Annotated in this window: 11 protein-coding genes; 3 read left to right on the top strand and 8 right to left on the bottom strand. The window is 73.4% G+C overall.

Going from position 1 to position 11,386, the window contains the following annotated elements; translation table 11 throughout:
• A partial coding sequence (locus D8M29_RS04455) for an NAD(P)-binding domain-containing protein (RefSeq protein WP_238693326.1) occupies positions 1-181 on the top strand: 181 nt, incomplete at its 5' end.
• On the opposite strand, the gene D8M29_RS04450 is transcribed toward D8M29_RS04455, so the two are convergent.
• The 5 genes from D8M29_RS04450 to D8M29_RS04430 all read right to left on the bottom strand — a co-directional run bounded on the left by D8M29_RS04450 (position 117) and on the right by D8M29_RS04430 (position 5,522).
• Entirely contained in the window at positions 117-710 is a 594-nt protein-coding gene (locus D8M29_RS04450; protein WP_238693325.1) for a hypothetical protein, read from the bottom strand. The genes D8M29_RS04455 and D8M29_RS04450 overlap by 65 nt on opposite strands.
• Positions 711-732: 22 nt before the next feature.
• The gene (locus D8M29_RS04445; protein WP_049146374.1) at positions 733-2,235 is read right to left on the bottom strand and encodes an amino acid permease; all 1,503 of its coding nucleotides are present in this window, start codon (positions 2,233-2,235) and stop codon (positions 733-735) included.
• A 100-nt stretch (positions 2,236-2,335) separates the two neighbouring features.
• A complete protein-coding gene (locus D8M29_RS04440; RefSeq protein ID WP_044659853.1) occupies positions 2,336-3,409 on the bottom strand; it encodes a low specificity L-threonine aldolase in 1,074 nt (357 codons plus the stop codon).
• 1 nt (position 3,410) lies between these two features.
• Complete coding sequence (locus D8M29_RS04435) at positions 3,411-4,088, bottom strand: SDR family oxidoreductase (protein WP_127445815.1); 678 nt, start codon at positions 4,086-4,088, stop codon at positions 3,411-3,413.
• A gap of 3 nt (positions 4,089-4,091) precedes the next feature.
• Complete coding sequence (locus D8M29_RS04430) at positions 4,092-5,522, bottom strand: DUF6421 family protein (RefSeq protein ID WP_049146370.1); 1,431 nt, start codon at positions 5,520-5,522, stop codon at positions 4,092-4,094.
• Positions 5,523-5,645: 123 nt separating this feature from the next.
• Between D8M29_RS04430 and D8M29_RS04425 the strand changes: the two genes are divergently transcribed.
• Entirely contained in the window at positions 5,646-6,104 is a 459-nt protein-coding gene (locus D8M29_RS04425) for an Lrp/AsnC family transcriptional regulator (protein ID WP_036316550.1), read from the top strand.
• A 131-nt stretch (positions 6,105-6,235) separates the two neighbouring features.
• Entirely contained in the window at positions 6,236-7,075 is an 840-nt protein-coding gene (locus tag D8M29_RS04420) for a glycerophosphodiester phosphodiesterase (protein ID WP_127445814.1), read from the top strand.
• A gap of 155 nt (positions 7,076-7,230) precedes the next feature.
• Here D8M29_RS04420 and D8M29_RS04415 read toward each other — a convergent pair whose 3' ends face one another.
• From D8M29_RS04415 to D8M29_RS04405, 3 genes are all read right to left on the bottom strand, one after another.
• Positions 7,231-8,736: an aldehyde dehydrogenase family protein gene (locus D8M29_RS04415; protein ID WP_010079691.1), complete on the bottom strand. Its 1,506-nt coding sequence runs from the start codon at positions 8,734-8,736 to the stop codon at positions 7,231-7,233.
• A gap of 204 nt (positions 8,737-8,940) precedes the next feature.
• Complete coding sequence (gene pgm / locus D8M29_RS04410) at positions 8,941-10,659, bottom strand: phosphoglucomutase (alpha-D-glucose-1,6-bisphosphate-dependent) (protein ID WP_049144904.1); 1,719 nt, start codon at positions 10,657-10,659, stop codon at positions 8,941-8,943.
• 67 nt (positions 10,660-10,726) lie between these two features.
• Positions 10,727-11,155: a Fur family transcriptional regulator gene (locus D8M29_RS04405; protein WP_049144905.1), complete on the bottom strand. Its 429-nt coding sequence runs from the start codon at positions 11,153-11,155 to the stop codon at positions 10,727-10,729.
• Positions 11,156-11,386 lie beyond the last annotated feature (231 nt).

Below are 11,386 nucleotides of genomic sequence, written 5' to 3'. Positions count from 1 at the left end.
CGAGGCGGTCCGGGGCGCCGGCGTCGTGGTGGTGGCCGTGCCCGCGCAGCACGTGCGCGAGACCCTGCACGCCGTGCGCGACGACCTGGCCCCGGACGCCGTCGTGGTCTCCCTCGTCAAGGGCCTCCCCCCAGCAGCGCCCACGCGAGGAACAGGGGGAGACGGTACGGGCCGTCCGTGAGGAACGCGGAGACCCACGGGGTCAGCGTCGCGCGGCTCAGCCCGAGCGCCTGCGCGGCGGGGAGGAGCCGGTCGACGACGTCGGCCGTCGGTGTGGCGGCGAGCAGGAGGCCGCCTCCGCCGGCCAGGACGGCGAGCACGAGGTGCGCGGCGAGGGGGAGGGCGGCCAGCAGTGCCATGAGCACCGTGAGCACAGCCAGGTGCGCCAGCACGTTCACGACGGCCGCCCCGAAGAGCCCGGTCAGCCACGCCGCCCCGCACAGGGCGGCCGCCCGCACAAGCGCGCGGGGCCCGGCCCGGCCACGGCCCAGCCACTCCGCCTCGGGGCGCGCGCCCACGCCCACGAGCGCCGCGAACAGGGGCGCGGTGAGGTGCTCGGAGAGGTGGAGCGCCCCACCCGGGCCGCCGGCGGGCGCCGTGTGGGCGACCATCATCGCGACCAGGGCCAGGCCGCGCGCGACGTCCACCCAGACCAGGCGGCCCCGGGCGGTGTGGGTGGCGGCGGGAGCGTGGGAGGAGGGGGCGGGCACGGCGACCTCCGAGGTGGGGGACTCAGTCCAGGACGCGGGTGAGGTCGGCGTCCTCGTAGCGGACCGGCTTCGAGCCGGTGACGAGCTTGTGGCCGAGCCACAGCGCGAGGAACAGGGGCAGGCCGATGTACGCGCTGGCCACGGCCACGAGGTCCACGTCGCCCATGAACGCCTGGTAGTTCTGGCCGAGGATCACGACGGCGCACATGACCAGCGCGACGATCGGGCCCAGGGGGAACAGGAAGGCGCGGTAGGGCAGATCCTTCGGATCGTGGCCCTGCGCGACGTAGGCCTGCCGGAACCGGTAGTGGCTCCAGGCGATGCCCATCCACACGATGAACCCGGCCAGGCCCGAGGCGGAGACGAGCCACACGTAGGCGGCGCCGTCCCCGATGAACGTGGTCAGGAAGCACGCCGCGCCCACCGCGGTGGTGGCGTAGAGGGCGTTCATGGGCACGCCGCGCCGGTTCACCTTCGCCAGGAAGCGCGGGGCCTTCCCGGAGTCGGCCAGGGCCCAGAGCATGCGGGTGGAGGCGTACAGGCCCGAGTTGCCCGCGGAGAGGATGGCCGTGAGGATCACGGCGTTCATCACGGAGGCGGCGGCGAGCACGCCCGCGTTCTCGAAGACGAGCGTGAACGGGGAGATCGAGATGTCCTCGACGTCGCTGCCCAGCAGGTGGGGGCTGGTGTAGGGGATGAGGAAGCCGACGACGGTGATTGCGCCGACGTAGAAGAGCAGGATGCGCACGAACACGGTGCGGATCGCCTTGGGCACGTTCTTCTCCGGGTCCTCGGCCTCGCCCGCGGCCACGCCGACCAGCTCGGTGCCCTGGAAGGAGAAGCCGGCCACCATGAAGATCGCCAGGATGCCGGCGCCGCCGCCCACGAAGGGGGCCTCGCCGTCCGTCCAGTTGTGGAAGCCGGGGGAGGAGCCGCCGAGGATGCCGACGATCATCAGGACGCCGAGCACCAGGAAGATCACCACCGTGGCGACCTTGATGAGCGAGAACCAGAACTCGCTCTCGCCGTAGGCGCGCGTGGAGAGGGCGTTGAGGCCGAAGAGCAGCGCGAGGAAGATCGCGGACCAGATCCACGAGGGCACGTCCGGGAGCCAGTACCGCATGATCAGGGCCGCCGCGACGAGCTCGGCGGCCACCGTGATCGCCCAGTTGTACCAGTAGTTCCAGCCGATGGCGAAGCCGAACGAGGGGCTCACGAAGCGGGTCGAGTACTCCTCGAACGCGCCGGAGACCGGCAGGTACGTGGACATCTCGCCGAGCGACTGCATCAGCAGGAACACCATGAAGCCGATGGCCACATAGGCCACGAGGGCGCCACCGGGGCCGGCGGTCGCGATGGTGTTGCCCGAGGCCACGAACAGGCCCGTGCCGATGGCGCCGCCCATCGCGATCATCGTCAGGTGCCGGGACTTGAGGGTGCGTTGCAGGGAGCCGCCCTCATGGGTGGCGTGGGCGGCGGAGGCGGCCGGCGTCGACGGGGACGTCCGGGGTGCGCTGGTGTCCACGGTGGCCTTTCGGTGGAGGAGCGGTCGGACGCGCGTCGAAGGCCGCGGCGTCCCACCCTGCTGCACGGTGGTAGAAGGGTATCCCGGCCGGGCGCGTCCGTCAGACGGCGGGGACGAGTTCGGCGCGCAGCGCCGCCGTGAACGCGTCCACGTCCTCCTCGGTCGTGTCGAAGCCGCACACCCAGCGCACCTCGCGGCGCGCCGCGTCCCAGTCGTAGAACCGGAAGCGGGCGCGCAGCCGGTCGGCCACGCCCTCGGGCAGGACGGCGAACACGGCGTTGGCGTCCGTGGCCTGCGTGAACTCGACGCCGGCCAGCGAGCCGTCGGCGACCCCCGCCTCGATGCCGGCGCGCAGCCGGGCGGCCATGGCGTTGGCGTGGCGGGCGGAGCGCAGGTACAGGTCGCCGTCGAACAGGGCGAGCAGCTGCGCCGAGATGAAGCGCATCTTCGAGGCCAGCTGCATCTGGTTCTTGCGCAGGTACACGAGGCCGTCCGCGGCGTCCGGGTCGAGCACGACGACGGCCTCGGCCAGCAGCGCCCCGTTCTTGGTGCCGCCGAGGGAGAGCACGTCCACGCCGACGTCGGTGGTGAAGGCGCGCAGCGGCAGGCCCAGGGAGGCCGCGGCATTGGCGATGCGGGCGCCGTCCATGTAGACGCGCATCCCGTGCTCGTGGGCGTAGTCCGTGATGGCCTTGACCTCGTCCGGGGTGTAGACCGTGCCGAGCTCGGTGGACTGGGTGAGGTAGACGACCAGGGGCTGGGCGCGGTGCTCGTCACCCCAGCCCCAGGCCTCGGCGGCGATCAGCTCGGGGGTGAGCTTGCCGTCGTCGGTGGCCACGGGCAGCAGCTTGATGCCGGCGGACTTCTCGGGCGCGCCGCCCTCGTCCACGTGGATGTGCGCGGTGTCCGCGCAGATCACCGCGCCCCAGCGGGGCAGCATGGCCTGGAGCCCGACGACGTTCGCCCCGGTCCCGTTGAACATCGGCCACGCGGTGGCGTCCTTGCCGAAGTGCTGGGCCACGACCTCCTGAAGACGCGCCGTGTACACGTCCTCGCCGTAGGCGACCTGGTGGCCCCCGTTGGCCTCGGCGATCGCCGCGAGCACCTCCGGGTGGACGCCGGAGTAGTTGTCCGAGGCGAAGCCCCGCTCCTGCGGATCGTGGATCCTCTGCATGTCAGTCCGTTCCCTTCTCCTGGAGCGTGAGGACGGCGTCGTTCAGCGCGCCCGCCTCAGCCTTCCACAGTCGCGCGTACTCCTCGGCCAGCCGTTCCTCGAGCCCGGCGAGGGACTTCACGCGGAACACGACGGCCGCCGAGCGCAGCGGCGCCTCCGCGTCCCGGGCGGCCTTGGCCCAGCCCTGCGCGACCGCGCGGGTCCATGCCTCGCTCGCCGCCTTCACCGCGGCGTAGGTCGCGCCGCCGGCGAGCGGCCGGGGCACCGCCGTGGACGAGACGATCGCGAGGCGACCGGCGGACGAGGCCCGCAGGTCGTCGTCGAGGGCCCGGCTCACGGGCCGCAGCGCCGTGAACGAGGCCTCGAGGGCGCGGTAGTCCGCCTCGGTCTGGCCGGCGAGGCCCCCGCCGCCGCGCCAGCCGCCCACCAGGTGGAGCAGGCCGTCGATCCGGGTGCCGCGGGCGTGCAGGTCCTCGACGAGGCCGCGGACGGCGGTCTCGTCCGTGAGGTCCAGGGCCGCGGTCTCGGCGCCGAGTTCGGCGAGGGGGGCGAGCTTCGCGGCGTCGCGCCCGGTCGCGACGGCGTGCGCGCCGGCGTCGAGGAGGGTGCGGGCGGCGGCCCGGCCCGAGGCGCTCGTGGCGCCCGCGATCAGGACGGCGCGGTCGGTCAGGGCGGCCACGGGTCAGGCGTCCGTGCCGCGGATCCCGGCGGTGGACTCGATGACGCCGCACATCTTCTTCTCGAGGGCCTCGAAGAACATGGACAGCGGGAACTCGTCGTCGAGCACGAGGTCGGTGTAGCCCTTGGGCGGGCCGGCGAGCACCTCGCGCGGCAGGCCCTGCGCCCACACGGAGGCCGGGTGCGGGGTGACCACGGAGGCGACGAGCTCGTAGGCCTGGAGCCAGTGCACGGTCTTGGGGCGGTCGATGGACTCCCAGTAGAGCGTGTCGATGGCGTCGCCCAGCTCGACGACGGCGTTGGCGAGCCGGTCCCAGTCCACGCTGAGCTCGACGTCGCGCCACTGGATCACGTCCTTGCGGTGCAGCCAGGCGAAGAGCAGCTGGCCGCCGAGGCCGTCGTAGTTGCGGACGCGGGAGCCGGTGAGGGCGAAGCGGAAGACGCGGTCGAAGAGGACGGCGTGCTGCACGAGCCCGGCGTGGCGGCGGGTCTGCTCCTCGAGCGCGGTGAGCTGCTCACCGGCGGCGGCGCGCGCCGTGAGGCGGCGCTCGATCGCCACGCACTCGCGGAAGGCGGTCATGTCGCAGCGCATCTCCTCGAGCGTGTAGAGGAAGAAGGGCATGCGCTGCTTGATCATGAACGGGTCGAAGGGCAGATCGCCGCGCATGTGCGTGCGGTCGTGGATGAGGTCCCACATCACGAAGGTGCCCTCGGCGAGCTCCTGGCAGGAGAGCAGTTCGGCGAGCTCGGCCGGGAGCTCGAGCTGGGTGATCTCGGCGGCGGCGGTGACGACCCGGCGGAAGCGGGCGGCCTCGCGGTCCTGGAAGATGGCGCCCCACGTGAAGGTGGGGATCTCGCGCATGGCCACGGTCTCGGGGAAGAGGACGGCCGAGTTCGTGTCGTAGCCGGGGGTGAAGTCGATCAGGCGCAGGGAGACGAAGAGGCGGTTGCCGTAGTCGCCGGCCTCGAGCTCGGCGATGAACTCGGGCCAGATGGTCTCGACGACGAGGGCCTCCACGTGCCGGTCGGGGGAGCCGTTCTGCGTGTACATCGGGAAGACCACGAGGTGCCGGACGCCGTCGACGCGGTGCTCCTGCGGCTGGAAGGCGATGAGGGAGTCCAGGAAGTCGGGCTCGGCGAAGCCGCCGTCGGCCCAGCGGGCGAAGTCGCGGGGCAGGGCGGCGAGGTAGGCGGCGTCGTGCGGGAAGAGCGGGGCGAGCTCCTCGACGGCGGCGACGATGGTCTCCACGTGCTCGCGCGCGGCGGCGTGGTCCGCCGGGTCCGGGATGGAGCCGTCCTTGACCTGCAGGGGCTGCAGGGCGGTGGCGGCGGCCTTGAGGCGGAGCCAGGCCGGGTGGGTCTCGACGGTGCGCGCGTCGGACGGGGTCTCCGGGACGACGACGTCGGTCCGGGCGGGCTGCAGAGTGGTGGACATGAAACCCTCCTGAGGTCGAAGCGCCGGAAAGTATCCGGTGATATGGATCACTTGCCGGAAGGTTTCCATCAGCGCACGGGGCTGTCAACCCGGCGGCCGGGGCCGGCTGATAGCGTGCGGCGCATGGACGACCCTGTCGACGCGCGGCTCGCGGCCGCCGTCTCCCATGACCCGCGCGCCACGCTCGCCCAGCTCTCCGAGCGGGTCGGCCTCTCGACCTCCGCCGTGCAGGCGCGCCTGCGTCGGCTCGAGAGCACGGGCGTGATCACGGGCTACCGCGCGCTGCTCGACCCCGAGGCCGTGGGCAGGCCGCTCTCCGCGTTCATCGAGATCAGCCCGCTGGACCCGCGCCAGCCCGACGACGCCCCCGAGCTCCTCGAGTCCATCGCGGCGATCGAGGCGTGCCACTCCGTGGCCGGCGACGCCGCGTACATGCTCTTCGTGCGCGTGGGCTCGCCACGCGAGCTCGAGGCCCTCGTGACGGAGATCCGCCAGACGGCGTCGGTGTCCACCCGGACCACCGTGGTGCTGCAGACCTTCTACGAGCACCGCCCCATGCTGGAGTTGCCGGCGGAGGACTGAGGGCGGGCGCGTCGGCCCCACCTGTCACGTGAGTGGTCGGAATGAGGGCGGGTCTGACGCTCATTCCGACCTCTCGCGTTCCCGGCTGCGGCAGCGGGCACTCGGCCGTCCGTCCCCGCTACGGTGATCCCGTGCGTCCGACCTCGCCCCGTCCCGCCCCCGCCTACCTCACCGACTCCGTCCCCGCCCGTCGCGGCCACCCGCTGGGGTTCGCGCACCGGGGCGCCGCCGTCGACCGGGAGAACTCCCTGGCCGCGTTCGTGGACGCCCACGCCGCCGGGTTCACCTACCTCGAGCTGGACGTGCGCACCACGGCGGACGGCGAGCTCGTCGTGTTCCACGACGAGGCCCTGGACCGTGTCAGCACGGGCCGTGGCCGGCTGCGCGACCACACGTGGGAGCGGCTGGCGGACGTCACGGTCGGCGGGGAGCCGCTGCTGCGCTTCGCCGAGCTGCTGACGGCGCTCCCCGAGGCCCGCCTCAACGTGGACCTCAAGGACCGTGCGTCGGCCCCGGCCCTGGCCCGCATCCTCGCCGAGCACGGCGCCTGGGACCGCGTGCTCGTCGCGTCGTTCCACGACTCGCGGCGCCGCCTCTTCCGACGCGCCCTCGCCCGCCTCGGCCACCCCGAGCGGGCGTACGGGCCGGAGCGGGTGGCGACTTCGGGCGGGGCGGCCGCCATCGCGGCGCTCGTGACGCTGGGCCCGCTGGGACTGACCCGCTGGCGGCGCCGGTACGCCCTCGACGTCGACTGCGTGCAGGTGCCCGTCCGGCACGGCCGCGTGCCCGTGGCCACCGCCGACTTCGTGCGCCGCTGCCACGCGGCGGGCCTGCCGGTGCACGTGTGGGTCGTCGACGAGCCCGCGGAGATCGAACGCCTGCTCGACCTCGGCGTCGACGGCGTCATGACCGACCGTGCCGACGTCCTCGCCGAGGTCTACGCCCGCCGCGGCTTCTGGCCGCAGCGCTGACCCCCGCCCGCCCCCGGCCCGCGGCTCGCGGCCCGCGGCCGACCTTCGAGCGTGAAATCGGGGCTATGGGCGCTTTCGAACGTGAGTTAGGCCCCATGTCACGTTCGAAAGCGCGGGCCCAGCCGGGCCCGGCCAGCCCCGCCCCCACCCACCCCTCAGAGCATCTTCGGCAGCAGCGCCCGCTTCATCCGCCCGTACGGCGGGTACGCGGTCTTGAGCGTGTCCACCTGGTCCGACTTCGTGATGGACGGGCGCAGGTGGGAGAACGTCTCGAAGCCGTGGATGCCGTGGTACGCGCCCATCCCGGACGCGCCGATCCCGCCGAACGGCAGCGTCGCGATGCCAGCGTGCAGCAGGCCGACGTCGTAGCCGAGGCCGCCGGCCTGCACCTGGTCGTCGAACGCGCGGTGGTAGCTCGGCCGGTCCGTGAACAGGTACGCGGCCAGCGGGTGCGGGCGCTCCGCGATGAAGTCCAGGGCGTCCTGGAAGGTGTCCACGGTCAGCACGGGCAGGATCGGGCCGAACAGCTCCTCCTGCATGAGCGCGCCGTCCGGCTTGACGCCCGTCACCACGGTCGGCGCCATGTACCGCCCCGCCACGTCCACGTCGCCGCCGACGAGCAGCTCGGCGCCGGCGTCGAGGTCCGCCTGAAGCATCTCCCGCAGCCGCTCCGCGTGCTCGGCGGAGATGAGGCGGCCGTAGTCCTTCGACGCGCGGGGGTCGTCGCCGTAGAACTCGCGCAGGGCTGCGGGGAGCTCGGCGGTCACCTGACGCAGCGCGGCCTCGCCGACGGCCAGCACGTAGTCCGGGGCCACGCACGTCTGACCCGCGTTGGTGAACTTCGCCCACGCGATCCGGCGGGCCATCGCGCCCGTGTTCCGGGACGGCGTCACCACCGCCGGCGACTTGCCGCCCAGCTCGAGCGTCACGGGGGAGAGGGTCTTCGCCGCCGCCTCGTAGACGATCCGGCCCACGCGCTCCCCGCCGGTGTAGAGGATGTGGTCCCACGGCTCCGCCAGCAGCGCGGTGTTGCACTCCTTGCCGCCCGCCACCACGGAGACCAGTGCGGAGTCCAGGTACTGCGGCACCAGCTCCCGCAGCGCCGCCGCCGTGGCCGGGGCCTTCTCCGACGGGCTGAGCACCACCGTGTTGCCGGCCGCCAGCGCGCCCACGACCGGGGCGAGCGCGAGCTGCACCGGATAGTTCCACGCGCCGATGACCAGCACGAGACCCTTGGGTCGCGGCCGGACCTCCGCGCTCGCGGGCCGCAGGGCCAGCGGCAGCTTCACGGGCCGCGGCTCCATCCAGTCGGTCAGGTGCAGCAGCGCGTGGTCCACCTCGGAGCGCACCGAGACGATCTCCGTGATCAGCGCCTCGGTGGCCGGCTTGCCCAGGTCCGTGCCGAGCGCCGCGACGAACCGGTCCGCGTGCTCCGTCAGCATCCGCTTCAGGCCCTTGAGCTGGCGCACCCGCACCGCGCGCGGGTGGGCGGCGCGGGAGCGGGCGGCGGCGCGCAGACGCTCGACGGCGGCCCGCGGCTCCTCGGGTCGGGGCCCGGCCGGCGCGATCGGCAGGGCCTCGGTGGGCAACGGCTCGCGAACCGGATCGTCGTCGGGGGTGTCGGGGGCGTCGGTGGTCAGACCGGGGGGCTGCGTGCTCATGTCGGCCACGCTACCGAGCCGCCCTGTGCGACGGCAGGGCGGGGCGCCGTCGTCGTCCCCCGCGCGACCCGCGCACTTTCGTTCGGAAGAGGGCGCCCCCAGGGTCTTTTCGTTCGGGAAACGGCGCGCGCGCCCGGCCGTTTCCCGAACGAAAGCGGTGCGACACGCCGCCGTTTCCCGAACGAAAGCGGACGGGGGCGGGTGTCAGCCGATGACCGCGTCCACCAGCCGCTGCGCCTCCGCCTGCACCTGCGTCAGGTGCTCGGGGCCGCGGAAGGACTCCGCGTAGATCTTGTAGACGTCCTCGGTGCCGGAGGGCCGCGCCGCGAACCACGCGTGCTGCGTGACCACCTTGAGCCCGCCGATCGGGGCGTCGTTGCCCGGGGCGTTGGTCAGCGTCGCGAGGATGGTCTCGCCGGCCAGCTCGGTCACGGGGACGTCGTCGGGGGAGAGGGTCTTCAGCTTCGCCTTCTGCTCGGCGGTCGCGGGGGCGTCGATGCGCGCGTACGCCGGGTCGCCGTGCAGGGCCACGAGGTCGCGGTACCGCTCGGACGGGGACTGGCCCGTCACGGCGATGATCTCCGCGGCCAGCAGGCACAGCAGCAGCCCATCCTTGTCCGTGGACCACGGGCTGCCGTCGAACTGCACGAAGGACGCGCCCGCGGACTCCTCGCCGCCGAACACACCGGTGCCCGTCAGCAGGCCCGGCACGAACCACTTGAAGCCCACCGGCACCTCCACGAGCTCGCGGCCCAGGTCCCCGGCCACGCGGTCGATCATCGAGGAGCTCACCAGGGTCTTGCCCACGCCCGCGCTCTGGGGCCACTGCTCGCGGTGGCGGTACAGGTAGTCGATGGCCACGGCGAGGTAGTGGTTCGGGTTCATCAGCCCGCCGTCGGGGGTGACGATCCCGTGCCGGTCCGCGTCGGCGTCGTTGCCGGTGGCGACGTCGAAGGGCGCCTGCCCGTCCGCGTCCGGGGTCATCCGCTCGATCAGCGAGGCCATCGCGTTCGGCGACGAGCAGTCCATGCGGATCTTGCCGTCCCAGTCCAGGGTCATGAACCCGAACCGCGGGTCCACCTCCGGGTTCACCACGGTCAGATCCAGCCCGTGGCGGTCGGCGATCTCGCCCCAGTACGCCACGGACGCCCCGCCCATGGGGTCGGCGCCGATGCGCACGCCCGCCTCGCGGATCGCCTCCACGTCGATCACCTGCGGCAGATCGGACACGTACCGGTCCAGGAAGTCGAAGCCGCCCAGCTTCGCGTGGCCGGCGACGTCGGCGCTCGCCACCCGGTGCACGCCCGCCAGCCCGGCGGCGAGCAGCTCGTTGGCGCGGTCGGCGATCCACGTGGTCGCCTCGGTGTCCGCGGGGCCGCCGTGGGGTGGGTTGTACTTGAAGCCGCCGTCCGCGGGCGGGTTGTGCGAGGGGGTGATCACGAGGCCGTCCACGAGGCCGGCGTTGTCCCCGTCCACCGCGAAGCCCGACGGCGACAGCTCGCGCCCGGCGTTCAGGTGCAGGATCGCGTGGGAGACGGCGGGGGTGGGCGTGTAGCCGCCGCGGGAGTCGACGAGCACCTCGACGTCGTTGCCCAGCAGCACCTCGACGGCGGTGTCCTGCGCGGGCCCGGACAGGGCGTGCGTGTCCCTGCCGACGAGGACCGGCCCCGTGATCCCGTGGTGCGCGCGGTACTCGACCACGGCCTGCGTGATGGCGGCGATGTGGTCGTCGTTGAACGAGGTCGTGAACGCGGAGCCGCGGTGGCCGGAGGTGCCGAACACGACCTTCTGCGCCGGGTCCGTCACGTCCGGGTGACCGGTGCGGTACGCCTCCAGGAGGGCGTCGACGTCGATGAGGTCCTGCGGCAGGGCGGGGGTGCCGGGACGCTCGGCGGCGGGCAGGGCGGCGGTGTTCTCGGTCATGTGCCACACCTTGGCACGGGCGGGCGGACGGGGGAAGACGCGCGGCCCAGCGGGACGACGGCGGCGGTCACTCCCGGCAGCCGGCGCACAGCCCCCAGTAGTAGACCTCGGCCTCGTCGACCGCGAAGCCGTGGTCCTCGGGGGCGTCGAGGCACGGGGCGGAGCCGGTGCGGCACGGCACGTCCACGACCGTGCCGCAGCCGCGGCACACGAGGTGGTGGTGGTTGTCGCCCGTGCAGATCTCGTAGCGGGCCGGAGAGCCGGCGGGCTGCAGGGAGCGCACGAGCCCGGCCTCGGCGAGCGCGTGGAGGCAGTCGTAGACGGCCTGGTGCGAGGTGCCGGGCAGGGCCCGACGCACGGCGGCCAGCACGGTGGACGCGTCCGCGTGGGGGTGGTCGGCGAGGGCGGTCAGCACCGCCAGGCGGGGCCGGGTCACGCGCAGGCCGACGCCACGCAGCAGCGTGCGCTCGTCCTCGTCCCGCGTCGTGGTCTCCATGCCAGTCGATCCCATCCGGTTCTCTGGAACATGTCAAGAAAGAGCGGGCCGCTTCGCCCCCGGCGCACCGGCCATTCCCCGCCGTGCCCGTGCTGACTACGGTGAATCCTCGACCCCGGGGCGCACCGGCCCGGGCGCCGTCGACGAGGAGGTCCCCACCCATGGCCCAGCCCGAGCCCGTCCGTCTCGTCCCGGGTGGAGCCGTGGACCGCCCGGCCGAGCAGGCCCTCA

The sequence above is a fragment of the Micrococcus sp. HSID17227 genome, from assembly GCF_003989405.1.
Lineage (GTDB): Bacteria > Actinomycetota > Actinomycetes > Actinomycetales > Micrococcaceae > Micrococcus > Micrococcus luteus.
This window is presented reverse-complemented; position numbering and strand designations above follow the sequence as displayed.